Origin of the sequence: Pseudomonas sp. TH41 (genome assembly GCF_016650695.1) — a bacterium.
In the GTDB taxonomy this organism is placed as follows: Bacteria; Pseudomonadota; Gammaproteobacteria; order Pseudomonadales; family Pseudomonadaceae; genus Aquipseudomonas.
Map to the genome: position 1 here is coordinate 177553 of NZ_JAEKFH010000004.1, position 18491 is coordinate 196043.

Here is an 18491-nt window from a genome sequence, read left to right on the forward strand (position 1 = left end):
AGCGAGCTTGCTCGCGATGGACGTGAACGATGACGCGTGCTGCCTGGAAGAATGCGCCGCCCTCGAGTCCATCGCGAGCAAGCTCGCTCCTACAGTTGGATACAGGTCAGTTTTCGAACCATTCCCTGCGCTCTTCGAAGGTGTTGCGGATCAGCTCGACGATCATCTGCACTTGCGCCTCCTCCTGGGATTGAGCATTAACCGCCATCCACACCTGACGTTGCGGTGGTTGGTCGAACAACCCCGGCAAGGCAATCAGCCCCCGGTCGAAGTGACTCATGTACCCGGGCAACAGGCCTATGCAGGCGCTGCAACGGATCATCTCCAGCATCAGCTCATAGGAATGCAACTGCACCACCCCGGCCAGACGCTGTTCCACCAGGGTATTCCACGGCCGGAAACTGTCGACCTGACGGTCATGTTGCCATTGCACCAACAGGAAATCGGCCAGGTCATCAAGGCTGTCCGGCCGGGACGCGACCCGTGAATAGCGCTTGGCGATATGCGGTAGGTAGTCGAGCCTCGCCAGGCGCTGTGGGTCCCTGACAGCAAAACTCGGGCCCGGAAGTGGCGAATCAACACCGGCTAACCACACCACCACGTCGGCACTGACCGCCTGCAGGGACAGTTCGCTGTCCAGGGTGATGATGTCCAGACGCACGCTGGCGTTGCGCCGCAGCAAGGCCACCAAATCGCGACCGAGAATGTCATGCAGGATCGATTCGGCTACGGCCAGGCGAATCAGCGGCTGTTCGAGCACCGGTAAATCGCGCTCGTGGGCCAGCGCGATCAGTTGTGCGTGAAGCTGCAACCCTTCACGACTCAGGGCCAGGCCGTTGTCATGATGATTGAACAGCGAACACTGCAAATGCGCTTCAAGTTGCGCAAGGTGTTTGCGCAACTGAGTGGACTTGATATTGAGGCTGCGGGCGGCCTGCATGAAGCAACCGCAACGGGCGCTGACCCGGAAAGACTGCGCCAGCACCGGATCGATGGCGGCGACGAATGTGGATTCCATGACTGACATCGATGACTCCCTGTCCTTCTATCCTTGAAAGCCTGCATCAGGCGCAATGTTGTTCTGTAGGAGCGAGCTTGCTCGCGATGGACTAAAGAGCGCCGCGTTTAGCCAGTAAACACGCGTTATCGTTAACGACCATCGCGAGCAAGCTCGCTCCTACAAAATCCTTGCCATCCTACGCAGCGCTTATGAAGCTGATGTGACACTTCGGGCGGAAAATCGATTCAGCCACTGGGGGCTTGCCGAAAACTCACCGCCAGGCGATTCCAGCTGTTGATGGTGGTGACCGCCATGGTCAGGTCGACCATCTCGCGTTCGCTGAACTGCTCCCGCGCCTGTGCGTACACATCGTCTGGCACATGGCTTTCGGCGAGCAAGGTGACGGCTTCTGTCCAGGCCAGCGCCGCGCGCTCCCGAGGGTTGAAGAAGCCGCTGTCGCGCCAGACCACAATCGAATACAGGCGGCGGTCGGTCTCGCCGATCCGGCGCGCATCCACCGAATGCATGTCGGTGCAGAACGCGCAGCCGTTGAGTTGTGAAGCACGGATTTTAATCAGGTGCAGCAGGGCCGGCTCGATGCTGAGGTTACTGGTCAAGGCTTCCATGGCAATCATGGCTTTCATCGCTTTGGGCGATGCGCTGTAGTAATCCAGACGGGAGTTCATGGCGCGACCTCGTGGATCGGATCTGTCTGTCTAAATTAGAGGGTCACACACGGGCGTCACAGGTCCAATTGCGCGAAAAACCAGTGGACCACCTGACAGCAGACCAATCGGAGGTTTTTCGACCACGCAACTACTGTGCAACCGCTCATGCGGGTAATCTGGCGCGACGCACACGCGCCTCAATCGCCCAGGACACTCGCCGGTATGGAACTTCATGTCGTCATCAACGGCCGTAAGGACCTGGCAGGCCAGTTGTACAACCAACTGCGCAGCGCCATCGAATCCGGCCGTTTGGCCGCCGGGACGCAGCTGCCGCCCAGCCGGCTGCTGGCTCAGCAGTTGGGCATTTCGCGCAAAACCATTTCCGACACGTATGCGCAACTGACCTACGAAAACTTCCTCACCGGGGTGATCGGCAAAGGCACCTACGTCAACGCCCGTGCAGCGAAAGTCACCCGAAAACAGAGCCCTTCGGAGCTGGCGAGCTTTGATGTCATCGAATCCTGGCGCAACCTGCCGGAGTTTTTGCGTCATCCGACCCTGGAAGGCTCGTTGCGCTACGACTTTATCGGTGGCGCGACCAGCAAGGGCCAGTTTCCCCAGGACGACTGGCGACGCTGTACGTCCCACGCGTTGCGCCAGATCGCCGGTTCCAAAGGCTTGTACAGCCAGCCCGAAGGCCTGCCGGCGCTGCGTAATGCCATCGCCCGGCACATCGCGTTTTCTCGCGGGGTCAATTGCCATGACGAAGACGTGGTGGTGTGCAACGGCGCCCAACAGGCGCTGGACTTGATTTCACGGGTGCTGACACGGCCAGGCAGCATAGTCGCCATGGAAGATCCCGGTTACCCGCCCGCGCGCTTGCTCTTCGGCACTCACGGGGCCACCGTAATCGGGGTTCCCGTGGATGACGAAGGCATTCAAGTCGATAAAATCCCCCCGGGCACACGACTGATTTACGTCACGCCGTCTCACCAGTTTCCACTCGGCATGCCGATGAGTCAGGCGCGCCGGTCTGCGCTGCTGGAACGGGCCTATGAACTGGGTGCGATCATCATCGAGGACGATTACGACAGCGAATTCCGCTACGAGGGCCGCCCTACTGATTCGCTGCAAAGCATGGATGAGCGCGGCATCGTCGCCTACGTCGGGACCTTCTCCAAAACCCTGCTGCCGGAGCTACGGCTGGGCTATGCGATCCTGCCGCCGGCGATTCTTGAAGCGGTGATCCGCGCCAAACAACTGACCGACCTGCACACCTCCACCCTGCCCCAATGGGCGTTGGCCAAATTCATCGCTGAAGGCTGCCTGCTCAAGCACATCCGTCGCTGCCATACGATCTATGCCGGGCGTCGCGAGCGGATTTTGACGCGTATCGCCAGCGATCTTTCGCCGTGGCTGGAGGCGGTGCCCAGCACGGCGGGGTTCCACATGGTGGTTATGTGCAAAGTGCCTATCGATATTCCATTGGTGATCGACCTGGCGAAAAAAGTCGAAGTCGGTCTCTACTCCATCGAAGGCTTTTTCTACCAACACCCGCCGCAGACCGGGCTTCTCCTGGGTTTTGGTGCCATCGAAACCCTGGACATCGACATCGCCCTCGACCGCTTGCGGGACATTTTGCAGCAGGTCGGCTGACGGATTGGTCTGTGGCTTTATCCGGCGATTGGCTATTGGCGGTCGGGGGGTGCAGGCCTATCCTCATAGGCGTTATCCCTCAATGAGCAGGATTCGTCCGGCCTGATTCAGGAGTGTGAGCAATGTCCTACGAAGTGATCAATACCGTAAAGGTGCAGGCCGCCGCCGGCCGCTCGGATGAACTGGGCAAGCAACTGCAAAAGATTGTCGAAACCCTGCGCGAACTACCGGGCTGTGATTCCTATATGGTCGACCGCTGCCCCGAGGACAGCAATCTCTGGAACGTCAGCGCCCACTGGCAATCGGAAGCAGCCATGCGCATGCATTTCAACTGCCCTGAAGTACAAGGCTTTATCGGCCTGATCGACAACCAATTGGCGAATGCCGTGGATTTCAACAGCTTTCCGATTCGCTAGAACAAACTGTAGGAGCGAGCTTGCTCGCGAAGGAGTGTCAGAGACATCAATGTAGCTGACCCACCATCGCGAGCAAGCTCGCTCCTACACGTTTCGTGTGTCGCGGATTGGCCCCCTCACCTTCCCGAAAATTGGCTGTTTGATTGCCCCAATCTGCGGACTATCGTGGTTTCTCACAACCCACGACCGCAGGTGATAAACCATGAACCCTTTGCGCTTCTGTGCTGCCTCCTTTGCTGCTCTGGCCCTGACTGTTTCAGCCTCGGCATTTGCCCACGACCCTTCGGAAAAAGTCACGGTATTGCAGGACGAGATGCTGCAAAACGTGCCCGGCAAAAAGGCCATGATGATCGAGGTCGACTACAAGCCCGGGCAATCGTCCATCGCCCACAAACACGAAGGCACGGCCATGGCGTATGTGCTCTCGGGCTCGGTTATTTCTCAAGTCAAAGGCGGTAAGGCGATCACCTACAAGACGGGACAGTTCTGGTACGAACCTGCTGGCTCGGAACATCTGGTCTCGAAAAATGCCAGCACGACCAAGCCTGCCAAGCTGTTGGTGTTCATGGTGTTGGGCCCGGACGAGAAAGTGCTGATTCCATTGGAAAACTGATGGCTGGACGTACAACCATAAATAAAAAGGCCTGAATCATCGATTCAGGCCTTTTTATTTCCCCTCGCAATTAACCGCCCCCGGTTAATCCAAACAAAACTATTGGTTGCCTGACAAGTACTGATATTGGCTATTAAATTTAGCCACCCAGGGTTTAGTCTGGCATTACCGCCGACAACTTTCGGCCACTTAAATGTTCAGACTGAAGTTGTTTCACTGGAGAAACACCATGAAACTTGCGCTTGTCAGTACCTTGACGATAACAGCCGTTTTAACCGGCTGCTCAATTCCCACCGCGCCAACAGCGGTGTCTTCACTGGACGGCATTTTCACTGAACCTGTTGGCCGCAGTACGGCGACGAGTATTCCCAATGGACACACGGTTTCGCTGGGCATTGTCTACAGCCGCAACACCCAGGCCAACCGTGCCTACCTTCAGGATTACCAGGCCAATGCCGGCACCGGTTTCGGCCAGAGCCTGCTGGTGCAGCCGATCCACGACGCTTACGTGGCCACTTCCAGGCCCGACCTGGCGGTGGATTGGGTCAAGGCCTCCTTGCAACGTCAGTTCGGCTCGGTGACGGTGTATCCGGACATGCAAAGCCTCAACGCGGCGAAACCGGACGTGATCGCCATCGTCGACAGCCGCAGCCAATTGATGACCTCGCGCAGTTCGGACATCAAGGCCGATGTCAGCGCGGACTTCTATGACAAGCACTTTAATTACATTGGCACTGCGCAAGGACATGACGCCAAAACATTGAGTCCGTTATGGGCAGATTACAAGCGCAGTGAAGAGATAGTGGCAGATATTAACGAACAACAAAATGTACAAGTTCGGGCGCTGCAGAAGTTTGACCAGTCGCTCAGTAATTTATTGACCAGACCGACAGATAAAGTGTCGATGATTGATAATGCAACAGGCATGAAGTTGTATTGAATATGATGGCCCCTTCGCGAGCAAGCCCGCTCCCACATTAGAAAGCATTTCAAATGTGGGAGCGGGCTTGCTCGCGAAGGGGCCCGAAAAAACACCACAAAAACATCAGGCAAAAAAAACCCGCCTCTCACGAGACGGGTTTTTTCATTCAGCGCCTGATCAGGCCGCCGGCTCCAGCTCGGCTCTGGCAGGTGCAGCGGCAGGCACTACCGCTTGCCCGCTCAACGCCAGGTCCAGCAGTTCGCGGTTGGCCACGGCGTACATGGCGTAGTCGGTGCCACTGGCGGCACGCAGTTCCACCAGCATGGCGCGCCAGCGTTCGATCATGCCTTCGTGCTCTTCCATCCACAGCTCCAGGCGTGTTTCCACGTCTTGGCTGCCGTCGCCCTGTTGCAGGACGGAGATGGTGATCGCACGTTGTTGCCAGTCGACGTCGTCACGGAACGCTTCACGGGCCAGGGCCTGCCAGTTGTTTTCAACCGGCAGAGCGCTGATCTGTTGCAGGTACCAGGTGATGTCCAGCGCGCTGCCGACAGCGAAGTAAGCCTTCGCCACGTCCGCCGCGTTCTGGCCGGTCACATCCGACGCTTCGATGATCGGCAGCAAGGTGTACAGGTGAGTGGTGCCTGCAACCATGCGCGCCAGCAACTCAGGTACGCCAGCCGCGACGTAGGCCTGATAACGGGTCTGCCAGCCTTCACGGGTCGGCCCTTCCAGCAGTTCGTCGAGCTTGAGGCCCAGCGCCGCCAGATGTGGACCGAAGTGTGCGACGTCACGGGCAGCGTTCTGCTCGTTACGACGGCTGCGCAGGAACCAGCGCGTAGCGCGACGGCCCAGACGCATCAGCTCGTCCATCAGTTCCAGTTGAACGTCAGCGGAAACCTGATAATCCAGGGCTTCGATCTGACGGAACCAGTGCGGGAGGTGGAAGATGTCACGCACGATTACATAAGCACCGGCCACGTTCGCCGGGCTCATGCCGGTCGACTCTTTGAGTCGTTGAACGAAGGTGATGCCCATGTGGTTCACCAGATCGTTGGCGATCTGGGTGCTGACGATTTCGCGCTTCAGACGGTGACGGCGCATGGCTTCGGAGAACTTGCTCACCAGGCTCGGTGGGAAAGCGGTTTCCATGTCGCGAGTCAGGTAGTCGTCGTCCGGCACCAGGGAGTTGAGCAGCTGCTCCTTGAGGTCGATTTTGCTGTAGGAGATCAGCACCGACAGCTCGGCACGGGTCAAGCCGTGGCCTTCCGCGACGCGCTCGTTGATCGCTTCTTCAGCCGGCAGGAACTCGATGGCACGATCCAGCTTGCCGCGGGCTTCCAGATCATTCATCAGACGCTTGTATTCAGCGATCCGTGGCAAGGCACGACGGGCCGCCAGGGACAGGGCCTGAGTCTGCTTGTAGTTGTTGCCGAGCACCAGATTGCCCACTTCGTCGGTCATGCTCGCCAGCAACTGGTTACGTTGCTTGTCGGTCATGTCGCCGGCGTGAACCACTTCGTTCAGCAGGATCTTGATGTTCACTTCGTGGTCGGAGCAGTCCACGCCACCGGCGTTGTCGATGAAGTCGGTGTTGGAACCGCCGCCATTGAGGCCGAATTCGACACGACCCAGCTGGGTCATACCGAGGTTACCGCCCTCGCCCACAACTTTGCAGCGCAGCTCGTTACCGTTTACGCGCAACGCATCGTTGGCCTTGTCGCCGACATCGGCGTGGCTTTCGGTGCTGGCTTTGACGTAGGTGCCGATGCCGCCGTTCCACAACAGATCCACCGGTGCCTTGAGCAAGGCGTTCAGCAGTTCGGTCGGGGTCAGCTTGTCCGCCTGAATGTCGAAGCGCTCTTTCATCTGCGGGGAAATCGCGATGCTTTTCGCGCTACGGGAGAAGATCCCGCCGCCTTCGGACATGATGCTGGTGTCGTAATCCGACCAGGCGGAACGCGGCAGGTCGAACAAGCGCTGACGCTCAGCGAAGCTGTTCGCAGGCTCAGGGTTTGGATCGATGAAGATGTGCAGGTGGTTGAACGCTGCGACCAGTTGCAGCTTGTCGGACATCAACAAACCGTTACCGAACACGTCACCGGCCATGTCGCCGACGCCCACTACGGTGATGTTGTCTTCCTGAACATTGATGCCGCGTTCGCGGAAGTGACGTTGCACGCCGACCCACGCGCCCTTGGCGGTGATGCCCATTTTCTTGTGGTCGTAACCGGCGGAACCACCGGAAGCGAACGCATCGCCGAGCCAGAAGCCGTAGTCGATAGCGATGCCGTTGGCAATGTCGGAGAAGGTTGCAGTGCCCTTGTCCGCAGCCACTACCAGGTACGGGTCATCGTCGTCATGACGCACGACGTTGGCCGGTGGCACGAGCGCGCCGTCTTTCAGGTTGTCGGTGATGTCCAACAGGCCCGAGATGAAGATGCGGTAGCAGGCGATGCCCTCGGCCGCGATCTCGTCACGGCTGCCGCCCAATGGCAGGCGACGCGGCAGGAAGCCGCCCTTCGCGCCCACTGGCACGATGACCGAGTTCTTCACTTGCTGGGCTTTTACCAGGCCAAGGACTTCGGTGCGGTAGTCTTCTTCACGATCCGACCAGCGCAGACCGCCACGAGCGACGTTGCCGAAACGCAGGTGCACGCCTTCGACGCGCGGCGAGTAAACGAAAATTTCGAACTTCGGTACTGGCTTCGGAAGCTCTGGAATCTGGTGCGGGTTGAACTTGAAGCTGAAGTAGGACTTGTTTTGACCGTTGGCGTCGGTCTGGTAGAAGTTGGTGCGCAGAGTCGCTTTAATCAGGTCCAGATAGCGACGCAGGATACGGTCTTCGTTGAGCACCTGGACGTCGTCCAGAGCGGTCAGAATCGCGTGTTCCAGACGCAGCTCAAGGTCGTCGCTGCTTAACTTGCGCGCCAGGTAGAAACGGGTCTTGAACAACCGGGTCAACTCGCGAGCGATGTCGGTGTGGTTGTTCAGGGTGCTGGCGATGTAACCGAGGTCGAAGCCCAGGCGGATCTGCTTCATGTAGCGGGCGTAGGCACGCAGCAGCGCCACGTCGCGCCATGGCAGGCCAGCGGTCAGCACCAGACGGTTGAAGGCATCGTTCTCGGCATCGCCACGCACGATGTGGACAAAAGCGTCCTGCAAGGTGTCGTTGAGTTGCTGGATGTCGAGTTCCAGGCCTTCAGCGGCGGTGAACGCAAAGTCGTGAATCCAGAACTCGCGGCCGTTGTTGTGACGCAGGCGGTACGGGAACTCACCCAGCACGCGCAGGCCGAGGTTTTCCAGGATCGGCAGCACGTCGGACAACGCCAGCGGCGTATCGGCGTGATACAGCTTGCAGTGCAATTCGCGCTGACCGGAAACCTGACCCAATGGCTGATAGAAGCTCATCACCAGTGGATTGGATTCTTTCAGGCTCAGCAGGTGCTGCATGTCGACCACAGCCGAATGCGCGGCGAAACGCTCGCGGTAACCGGCCGGGAAGCCTTTCGGGAAGTCGGACAGCACGTTGGTGCCGTGGGCTTCGCCGAAGCTTTCGACCGTCAGGGCGGCGTAATCGTCCTGCCAGCTGCGGCAGGCCTGTACCACTTCTTTTTCCAGCAGCAGCGGGTCGATGTCGAGACGGTTCTTCGGATCGACGCGCAGAATCAGCTGCACGCGGGCCAGCACGGACTCGGAGAAGAAAGTCCAGAACTCGCAGTCCGAGGCTTTCAGGCGATCCATCAGCACTTGCTGGATCTTCTGGCGCACTTCGGTCGAGTAGATGTCACGTGGCACGTAGGCCAGGCAGTAGCAGAAACGACCGTACGGGTCTTTACGCAGGAACACGCGAATCTTGTTGCGTTCCTGGATCTGCACGATCGACATCACGGTGTTGAACAGCTCGTCCACCGGGGTCTGGAACAGATCGTCCCGTGGCAACACTTCGACCACCTGCGCCAGTTCCTTGCCCAGGTGAGCCTTGGCCTGGAAGCCGGAACGGCGTTCGATTTCTTCGACCTTGCGGCGGATGTACGGAATGACCCGCACGCTCTCGCCATACACCGACGAGGTGTACAGGCCCATGAAACGGCATTCCTTGATGACGTTGCCGTCGGCGTCGATTTCACGGATCGACACGTAATCCGGGTAAGCCGGACGGTGTACGCGGCTCGGGTGCGCAGCCTTGGCGAACGACAGCAGAGTCGGTTCGCGCAGGTAGTTCACGGCGTAGTCTTCGATGCGCAGGTCGTCGTAGGTCAGGCCGGTGCGCAGCAGTTTGGTCAGGCCGAGGAACGAGTTCTGGTCGTAAACAATGTGGCCGCCGTCGGCTTCATTGCTAACCACGAACTCTTCATAGCCCAGGAACGTGAAGTGATTACCCACCAGCCATTCGAGGAAGCTTTTGATCTCGGCTTTTTCTTCGGCGTCGACAGCGAACGGGCTGTTGTCCAGACCGGTGAGGATTTCCTGGACCTTGGCTTTCATCGGCTCGAAATCGGCGACCGCCACGCGGACCTCACCGAGAACCTGCTCCAGCTCTCTGCTCAGCACGTTCATTTCGGCCGCGTTGGCGCAACGGTCGATTTCCAGGTACATCAACGACTCTTGCAGAACGTCGTCACCCTGGGTGCCTTTCGGCAGGATTTCCAGCAGCTCGCCCTTGCTGCCGCGGCGCACGCTCAGCACAGTGGTTTGCAGGGTATGAATGCTGTAGCCGCGACGGTTCAGCTCGGTACGTACCGAGTCCACCAGAAACGGCAGATCGTGGTGCAGCACTTCGACCGCGGTGTGGGTCGACTGCCAGCCGTGACGTTCGTAATCCGGGTTGTAGACGCGAACCTGTGGTTGCGCGTGATCGAAGCGCTCAAGCAGGCGCCACGCAGAAAGGGTACAGCCAGCGAGGTCGGACAGCCGACGCTGGGTCAGCTCGTCGAGGGAAATGATGCCGAAAAATTGTTCCGCGAACAGCGCCACTTGTGGCAGTGCCTGTTCACTGATGTGCTGCGCCAGTGCCGCTTGCAGTTGGTGCTGGAAGTCGGCTTTGCTGGCTGCGGTGAAGAACGCCATCTGTGGTACTCCGCTTGGGCTTGTTATTGATGGAAGCGTCGCGTGCAAAACCCCTTTCGGGGCGATCCGTCACCCTGTTCCTGATTCTCGGGCAGAGGAAACAGGATGACAGGTGGGTGAAGCTGGACGAGACACTCGGGTCACATTCACCTTCCATGAATGGGCATCTGCAAAAACGACTCTGCGATCAATTGCACAATGTCTTTACAGGTATCCATTCGATGCGCAGCTTAACCAGTGCGGCAAGGCCCGTGCTTGCGGTGCTGCGACATATTCGGTCATCGGTACGCAGCTCAGGGCTTGTGCATCGAATAACACTAGCAGCCGCACGGAAAAATGGCGGTTTTCTGACCGGTTTTACGGCACATTCGTACCAAATATGACCAGTAACACTCCATGTGTTCGCGACACATCCTATGACACTCAGTCGAGCAGAAATTCCCGAGGACTGGCAAAATCGCCTTTTGTTGTGTTCACAACGCTCGCCGAGCCAGGATTTCCCCCATGCAAATGACTACCGCCCTCTTGATCGTCAACCCGTGCGACGACGAAGAAGACAACATGGCCATGCTCGCCTGCCACAGCGAGCAGGGCGAGATGTTCCTGATGACCCGCTACCCGGACGAAGACGAACTGGAAATCACCCTCGATGGCGAGCCTTCGACCCTCGATGGCGTGAAAGTCACCCTCAGCCCTACCCGCCTGCTGATCGAAATCGCCGCGGCGGATGCCGATGCGCTGAATGGCGATGATTCGCTGGAGATTACGCACAGCACCGATGCGAGTGATTTGGCGGAAGTGGAAGAAACGCTGCAGAACATTCTTAAAGGGACTGGCACTTATATCAGCGAGCTCTGAATTTCAGCGCCGGTGCCGGCCTCATCGCGAGCAAGCTCGCTCCCACAGGGGACCTGCTGCGGATACAAATTTCGCTTCCAGCACAGATCCATTGTGGGAGCGAGCTTGCTCGCGATGAGGCCCGAGAGCTCTCCGCCGTTCCCCCTGCCTACACATTTCAAACAATTTCACCCACCAATTCCCACACTTTGCACAAAATGCCGTTAGTCGCCGCACCCCGCGATGCATTAAAGTAACGCCCCCAACCCTGGCGTTATTCGAACGTCTTCGGTCACCCTTTCCAGGAACAGTCATCGATGGAACATCGTGAAGCGCTGCTAGCGCTGCGAACCTTTCTTTCAACGCAGATTCTCGGCCAGGAAAAACTCATCGAGCGCTTGCTCATCGCCTTGCTCGCCGACGGCCACATGCTGGTCGAGGGCGCCCCTGGCCTGGCCAAGACCAAGGCCATCAAAGAACTCGCCGAAGGCATCGAAGCCCAGTTCCACCGCATCCAGTTCACCCCCGACCTGCTGCCGGCCGACATCACCGGCACCGAAATCTATCGGCCGGAAACCGGCAGTTTCGTGTTCCAGCAAGGCCCGATTTTCCACAACCTGGTGCTGGCGGACGAAATCAACCGTGCCCCGGCCAAGGTTCAGTCCGCGTTACTGGAAGCCATGGGCGAGCGCCAGGTCAGCGTCGGGCGCAGCACTTACGAGCTGTCACCGCTGTTTTTGGTAATGGCCACGCAAAACCCCATCGAGCAGGAAGGCACCTATCCGCTGCCCGAAGCCCAGCTCGACCGCTTTCTGATGCATGTAAAAATCGGCTTCCCTGATGCCGCCGTCGAACGGCGGATCCTGCAACAGGCCCGTGGCGAAGCGTTGAACGGCGAAACCAAGCCTGAGCGCCGGGTCAGCCAGCAAGCGATTTTTGCTGCACGCAAGGAAATCCTCGGCTTGTACATGGCTGACGCCGTGGAGGAATACCTGGTGCAACTGGTCATGGCCACGCGCACCCCGGCCAAATTCGACCCGGAGATGGCCGAATGGATCGCCTATGGCGCCAGCCCTCGGGGCTCGATTGCCCTCGACCGCTGCGCCCGCGCCCACGCCTGGCTGGCCGGTCGCGACTTCGTCAGCCCGGAAGACATTCAAGCGGTGCTGTTCGACGTGTTGCGCCACCGCATCATTCTGTCCTTTGAAGCCGAAGCCGCTGGCATCGATCAGGACCGGGTGGTCCAGCGGATTCTCGACGTCGTAGCCGTCGCTTGACCCCGATGAACGCCATTCTGCCACCCGAACCGGGCATCCGTGTCAGCCTCGCCGAGCTGATCGAGATGCGCCATCGCGTGCGTGAAGTGCAATTGTTCTCCACGCCGAGCCAGCGCAGCCCGCTGATCGGCCTGCACCACTCCAAATTGCGCGGGCGCGGGGTGGACTTCGATCAGGTACGGGTCTATCAGGCCGGCGATGACGTGCGAAGCATCGATTGGCGCGTCACCGCCCGGACCCAGGAACCCCACACCAAGCTGTTCCATGAAGAGCGTGAGCGGCCGATTTTCATCATGGTCGAGCAAAGTCGTCGGCTGTTTTTCGGTTCAGGACTGATGTTCAAATCGGTGCTCGCCGCCCAGGCCGCGAGCCTGATTGGCTGGGCCGCGCTCGGCCATAACGATCGGGTCGGCGGACTGGTGTTCGGCGACAACGAGCACTACGAGATCAAACCCCGCCGCAGTAAACAAAGCCTGCTGCAATTGCTCAACCGTCTGGTGCGGGTCAATCAGTCGTTGCACACCGAAAGCGAAACGGACCGCGACGCCTTCGGCATTGCCCTGCGGCGCGCCCGGGAAGTACTGCGCCCCGGCAGCCTGGCGATCGTGATCTGCGACGAGCGCGCCTTGAGCGAGGGCGCCGAGCAGCAGTTGAGCCTGTTGTCGCGCCATTGCGACCTGTTGCTGCTGCCGGTGTCCGATCCGCTGGACCACGCCCTCCCTGCCGCCGGCCTGCTGCGCTTTGCCGAACGCGGTGCGCAACTGGAACTCGACACGTTGAATTTCGACCTGCGCCAGACGTACCGCGCCCAGGCCGAAGCGCGCATCGCCCGCTGGGAACTGCTCGCACAGAAGCTGCGTGTATTGCTGATGCCGTTGAGCACCCAGAGCGAAATGGTTGAGCAATTGCGCGAATACCTGAACCCACAGAAGCCGGGGAAAGGTCGATGAGCAGTCTCGATCAACTGCAACCCCTGATCTCCCCGCCGCCGATTGACTTCTGGCCTCCGGCGCCGGGTTGGTGGCTATTACTGTTGTTGCTGCCGCTGATCGGTTTTGGCCTGTGGAAGGCACGGCGCTTCATTCCGGACAAGCGTCCGGTGGTGCGTGCCGAACAACCGCTGGACCCGGTGCGCGTTGCCGCGCTGGCTGAACTGGCGCGCATGCCCAAACCCTACGACGGCGCCCCGGCCGGCGCCTGGTTGCAGCAACTCAACGGTTTGCTCAAGCGCTTGTGCCGTAACCATTACCCCTATAGCCAGAGCCATACTCTCAACGGCCGCAAATGGCTGGCGTTCCTCGATAACCGTTGCCCGGCCGCCGGCCTGACCCGCTGGATGGTGCTGGTGGAAGGCGCCTACAAACCCGAATGCAAACTCGACGACAAAGCCATCGCCGGCCTGACCCAAGCCGTCGACACCTGGATTCGCAAACATGTTTGAGTTCGCCTGGCCGTGGATCTTCGCCCTGTTGCCACTGCCGTGGCTGATGCGCGTGGTGCTGCCGGTTGCCGACAGCGGCGAGCCTGCGCTCAAAGTCAGTTTTCTCAGCGACCTCGAAGGCCTCGCCCGGCGCCGCGCCCGTGCCAACCTGCCGGCCTGGCGCCAGCAAGCACCGTTCATCCTGCTGTGGCTGTTGCTACTGATCGGCGCCGCGCGTCCGCAATGGCTTGGCGAACCGCTGCCGATTGCTGCCAGTGGCCGCGACCTGCTGGTGGCGGTTGATGTCTCCGGCTCCATGGATTTCCCCGACATGCAGTGGCAGGACGAGGACGTCAGCCGCCTATCGCTGGTCCAGCATTTGCTCGGTGACTTTCTCGAAAGCCGCGAAGGTGATCGGGTCGGCCTGATCCTGTTCGGCAGCCAGGCTTACCTGCAAGCGCCGCTGACCTTCGACCGCCACACCGTGCGCGTCTGGCTCGACGAAGCGCGGATCGGCATCGCCGGCAAAAACACCGCCATCGGCGATGCCATCGGCCTCGCGCTTAAACGCCTGCGCCTGCGTCCGGACCAGAGCCGCGTGTTGATTCTGGTCACAGACGGTGCCAACAACAGCGGCGAAATCGACCCGCTCACGGCAGCGCGGCTGGCGGCTAAAGAAGGCGTGAAAATCTATCCGATCGGCATCGGCGCCGATCCGGAGCAAAGTGGCACGTTGGGTTCCCTCGGGGTCAATCCAAGCCTGGACCTCGACGAGCCCTCCTTGAAAGCCATTGCCGAAGCCACGGGCGGCCAGTATTTCCGCGCCCGCGATGGCAAAGAGCTACAAACCATCAAGGACACCCTCGACAAACTGGAGCCGGTGACCCAGCAACCGACTCAGGCCCGCCCGGCCCAGGCGTTGTATCACTGGCCCCTGGCGATGGCACTGCTGCTGAGCATGCTGCTGGTGGTTCGGGAGCGCTGGCCGGACAACCCGTTGCAGCGGTTGTTTACCAAGGAGCTGTTTCTGCAAACGCAATTGCCCGACTGGCGCCAGCGGCTTAAACGCCTGCGTCTGCGGAGGCGCCGATGAGTGCGCTATGGCCGTACTGGTTCCGCCCCTGGTGGCTGTTGTTGTTGCCGTTGCTCGGCTGGTTGCTGTGGCAACTCTGGCATCGGCAGAAACGTGCCGGGCGCTGGCAGATGATTCTGCCGCCCGCCTTTCACGCCGCGCTGCTCAGCGGTGGCAACGGTCGCGACAGCAAGTTGCCGTGGGTTGTGCTGGGCCTGGCCTGGGTGCTCACGGTCCTGGCGCTGCTGGGCCCCAGTTGGGAACGTGTCGAGCAAACCAGCCAGAAACCGGCTGATCCGCTGGTGGTGATCCTTGAACTGACCCCGGAAATGCTCGCCACCGACGTAGCACCCAACCGACTGGAACAGGCCCGGCGCAAACTGTTTGACCTGCTGCAAAACCGCAGCGACGCCCAGACCGCGATCGTCGTCTATGCCGGCAGTGCCCACACGCTGGTGCCGCTGTCGGATGACCTGTCCACCAGCCATAACCTGCTGGATGCGCTCAAGCCTTCGCTGATGCCCGAGGCCGGCCATCGCGCTGATCTGGCGGTGATCAAGGCGCTGGCGTTGCTCAATCAAGGTGCCCTCGGCGACGGCCGGATCTTGCTGATCGGTTCCACCTTGACCGAGCAAGAGCGCCAAGGCATTCGCCGGGCAATGGACGGCAAGTCGACGCAATTCCTCATGCTCGGGATCGGCACCGCCGAAGGCGCGCCGATTACCCGGGAGGACGGGAGTTTCCTCAAGGACGATCAGGGTGCGATTCTGGTTCCGCATCTGGACGAGCCCAGCCTGAGGGCCTTTGCCAATGCACTGGATGGGCGCTATCACCACGCGCGCCTGGATGACGCCGACCTGCGCGCCCTCGGCCTTCTCGACGGTCCACGCTCGCTGCGCAACGACGGCCAGACCCTGCGCCTCGACACCTGGGCCGATCAGGGTTATTGGCTGCTGTTGCCGTTGTTGCTGCTGGCAGCCTGCGCCGGTCGTCGCGGCTGGTTGTTCTGCCTGCCGCTGCTGTTTCTAGTGCCACAGCCGAGCTACGCTTTCGACTTCGAAGACTTGTGGTTGCGCCCCGACCAACGAGGGCAGCATTTGCTCAAGCAAGAACGCCCGGCCGAAGCTGCGCAACATTTTGAAGACCGGCAATGGCAAGGCGTGGCGCTCTATGAGGCTGGCGACTACAGTGCTGCCGCCCAGCGGTTCGCCGAAGGCAACGACGCCCACGCCCACTACAATCGTGGCAATGCCCTGGCCAAAAGCGGAGAGCTGGAAGCCGCGCTGGATGCGTACGAACAGGCGCTGGAGCTGCAACCGGATTTGCGTCCGGCGCAGACCAACAAGGCGCTGGTGGAAAACCTGATCAAACAGAAAGCCACTGCGCCAACCGCTGAACCGGACAAAAACGCCAGCAGCGACAGCGAGACCATCACGCAGGAGCCACCCCCAGGCGCGGCCACGCAACCGACGAACAGCGGCGAACCGAAAACCGATGCGCAGCAGACTTCAGCCGACGCCGAACAGTCGTCGACGAGGCCACCGAAAGCCGGCACCAATGAAGTCCCTGGCAGCGAGTTGGGGGATGAACAAAGCACCAGGCCGCCCATGCGCCCAGCCAACGCCACAATCGATGGCGAACAACGCCAGGCGCTGGAGCAGTGGTTGCGCAAGATCCCGGATGATCCGGGTGAATTGCTCAGGCGCAAATTTTGGTACGAACAGCAACAACATCAGGATCAGGGAAAAACTCGATGACCCGCTTCACCGCTTTCTCGCTCGCGCTGCTGCCCGCCTTGCTGCTCTGCACCGTTCAGGCCCAGGCAGCCGGGCTGGTCGCCAGTGTGGATCGCAGTCGCCTGAACTCCGGCGAGACCGTCGAACTGACCCTGGAATCCACCGACGTAACGCTATTTGGCAAACCGGACCTGACACCGCTGGAGCCTCAGTTCGAAGTCCGCGGCACCCGCCAGGTCAACCAGTTGAATACCCTAAACGGCGACAATCAGGCCACCACCCGCTGGATCATCACCCTGCTGCCTCGACAAAACGGCAGCGTGGTAATTCCGTCACTGCAACTGGGTGACGTGCAGAGCCAGCCCATCACGGTGCAAGTGGTCGAGAGCGAAACCCAGGACACCGCGAATACGCTGGCCCCGGTGTTCATCGACGCCAGCCTCGATCAAAACAGCGTGTATGTGCAGGCCCAGGCGGTTCTGACCTTGCGCATCTACCATTCGGTGTCGCTGTACGACGACAGCAGCCTCCCCCCTCTGCAGATTCCCGATGTGCGCATCGAACAATTGGGTGAATCGCGGACCTACGAGAAAACCATTAATGGCCTGCGCCATGGCGTGATCGAAATGCGCTATGCGATCTATCCGCAGCACAGTGGCGTATTGATCATTCCGGCGCAGATCTTCAATGCGGCATTGGTCGATGCACAGCCCGCCCAGGACGCCGCCACCCAAGCGCCGAAATCCGGCAAACTGATGCGCGTCAGTTCTTCCGAGATCCTGCTGACGGTCAAGGCCAAGCCCGCCAGTTACCCGGCTGACGCGCCATGGTTACCCGCGCGCAGCCTCAGCCTGAGCGAAAGCTGGAATCCTGAACCGGACCACGCTCAAGTGGGCGATTCGCTGACCCGCAGCCTGACCGTAAAAGCCGAAGGCCTGGCCAGTTCACAACTGCCCCCGCTGCCCGCCACCGACGTTAACGGCCTGCGGCGCTATCCGGATCAACCCGTGCTGGCCAATCAAAACGGCGAGCGCGGCTTGATCGGCAGTCGCGAAGAACGCGAAGCCCTGGTGCCGACGCGAGGCGGCTCAATCGAGTTGCCCGCGGTGGACGTGGTGTGGTGGAACACCTTCGAAGATCATCTGGAACACAGCAACCTGCCAGCCCAGTCTCTGGACGTCGCGAACAACCCGAGCCTGGCGGCCGATACCCCGGCCGGTATACCACAAGTCAGTTTTGCTGCCGACAGTGAAACCCTTTGGCGGTGGAAACTCAGCACCCTGATTCTGGCCTGCACCACCCTGCTCGGCTTCGGCCTCTGGTGGCGCGCACGCTGGCAACCGGCGATCCTGCGCGCCGCGCAAACCGGCCCGAGCCCACGCACCGTGCTCGACGACCTCAAGCGCGCCTGCCAGGCCAACGACTCCCACGCCACCCGCCAGGCCCTCGACGCCTGGGCCCGACAACAACCGGAAACCCTGGCCGACATGGCCGCACGCTTCGTGCCGCTGTCCGACGCGCTCGACGGTTTGAACGGCGCCCTGTACAGCGAAACCGGCCAGCACTGGCAAGGTGAAGACCTGTGGCGCGCGATCAAGTCAATCCCGATTGCCGAGCGGGTTCAGGACCCGGTGGGTGACAGTGGGTTGCCGCCGCTTTATCCCAAATAAGACCAACAGATCGCAGCCTTCGGCAGCTCCTCCAGGTGTACGCCATTCCCATGTAGGAGCTGCCGCAGGCTGCGATCTTTTCGCTTTTCGGTATTCCCGACCTTTTGCCGGTAAACTCTCCCCCCTTTAGCCGC

Annotated in this window: 14 protein-coding genes; 11 read left to right on the forward strand and 3 right to left on the reverse strand. The window is 60.3% G+C overall.

The features are described 5' to 3' along the window. Window positions 1–106: 106 nt before the first annotated feature. Window positions 107–1027: a LysR family transcriptional regulator gene (locus tag JFU37_RS17535; protein WP_201116794.1), complete on the reverse strand. Its 921-nt coding sequence runs from the start codon at window positions 1025–1027 to the stop codon at window positions 107–109. A gap of 218 nt (window positions 1028–1245) precedes the next feature. Next, complete coding sequence (locus JFU37_RS17540) at window positions 1246–1686, reverse strand: carboxymuconolactone decarboxylase family protein (protein WP_201116796.1); 441 nt, start codon at window positions 1684–1686, stop codon at window positions 1246–1248. A 204-nt stretch (window positions 1687–1890) separates the two neighbouring features. On the opposite strand from JFU37_RS17540, the gene pdxR reads away from it, so the two are divergent. The 4 genes from pdxR to JFU37_RS17560 all read left to right on the forward strand — a co-directional run bounded on the left by pdxR (window position 1891) and on the right by JFU37_RS17560 (window position 5293). Further along, a complete protein-coding gene (gene pdxR / locus JFU37_RS17545; RefSeq protein WP_201116798.1) occupies window positions 1891–3324 on the forward strand; it encodes a MocR-like pyridoxine biosynthesis transcription factor PdxR in 1434 nt (477 codons plus the stop codon). Between the two features lie 122 nt (window positions 3325–3446). Then, on the forward strand, window positions 3447–3740 hold the full coding sequence (locus tag JFU37_RS17550) for an antibiotic biosynthesis monooxygenase family protein (RefSeq protein ID WP_201116800.1): 294 nt from the start codon (window positions 3447–3449) through the stop codon (window positions 3738–3740). A 202-nt stretch (window positions 3741–3942) separates the two neighbouring features. Beyond that, the gene (locus JFU37_RS17555; RefSeq protein ID WP_201116802.1) at window positions 3943–4353 is read left to right on the forward strand and encodes a cupin domain-containing protein; all 411 of its coding nucleotides are present in this window, start codon (window positions 3943–3945) and stop codon (window positions 4351–4353) included. A 229-nt stretch (window positions 4354–4582) separates the two neighbouring features. After that, on the forward strand, window positions 4583–5293 hold the full coding sequence (locus JFU37_RS17560) for an ATPase (RefSeq protein ID WP_201116803.1): 711 nt from the start codon (window positions 4583–4585) through the stop codon (window positions 5291–5293). Window positions 5294–5452: 159 nt separating this feature from the next. On the opposite strand, the gene JFU37_RS17565 is transcribed toward JFU37_RS17560, so the two are convergent. Further along, window positions 5453–10345 (reverse strand): NAD-glutamate dehydrogenase, encoded by a 4893-nt coding sequence (locus JFU37_RS17565; RefSeq protein WP_201116804.1) that lies wholly within the window; start codon window positions 10343–10345, stop codon window positions 5453–5455. A gap of 504 nt (window positions 10346–10849) precedes the next feature. Here JFU37_RS17565 and JFU37_RS17570 point away from each other — a divergent pair. From JFU37_RS17570 to JFU37_RS17600, 7 genes are all read left to right on the forward strand, one after another. Then, entirely contained in the window at window positions 10850–11203 is a 354-nt protein-coding gene (locus JFU37_RS17570; RefSeq protein ID WP_201116805.1) for a hypothetical protein, read from the forward strand. Window positions 11204–11499: 296 nt separating this feature from the next. Then, window positions 11500–12459 (forward strand): AAA family ATPase, encoded by a 960-nt coding sequence (locus tag JFU37_RS17575; protein ID WP_008150800.1) that lies wholly within the window; start codon window positions 11500–11502, stop codon window positions 12457–12459. A 5-nt stretch (window positions 12460–12464) separates the two neighbouring features. Continuing rightward, complete coding sequence (locus JFU37_RS17580; RefSeq protein WP_201116806.1) at window positions 12465–13409, forward strand: DUF58 domain-containing protein; 945 nt, start codon at window positions 12465–12467, stop codon at window positions 13407–13409. Beyond that, window positions 13406–13900 (forward strand): DUF4381 domain-containing protein, encoded by a 495-nt coding sequence (locus JFU37_RS17585; RefSeq protein ID WP_201116807.1) that lies wholly within the window; start codon window positions 13406–13408, stop codon window positions 13898–13900. Before JFU37_RS17580 ends, JFU37_RS17585 begins: the two co-directional genes overlap by 4 nt. Next, window positions 13893–14972, forward strand: coding sequence for a vWA domain-containing protein (locus JFU37_RS17590; protein ID WP_201116808.1), 1080 nt, complete (start codon window positions 13893–13895; stop codon window positions 14970–14972). Before JFU37_RS17585 ends, JFU37_RS17590 begins: the two co-directional genes overlap by 8 nt. Then, window positions 14969–16708: a tetratricopeptide repeat protein gene (locus JFU37_RS17595; protein ID WP_201116819.1), complete on the forward strand. Its 1740-nt coding sequence runs from the start codon at window positions 14969–14971 to the stop codon at window positions 16706–16708. Before JFU37_RS17590 ends, JFU37_RS17595 begins: the two co-directional genes overlap by 4 nt. Continuing rightward, window positions 16705–18357, forward strand: a complete 1653-nt coding sequence (locus JFU37_RS17600) for a BatD family protein (RefSeq protein WP_201116820.1) — start codon at window positions 16705–16707, stop codon at window positions 18355–18357. Before JFU37_RS17595 ends, JFU37_RS17600 begins: the two co-directional genes overlap by 4 nt. The last annotated feature ends 134 nt before the right edge of the window (window positions 18358–18491 follow it).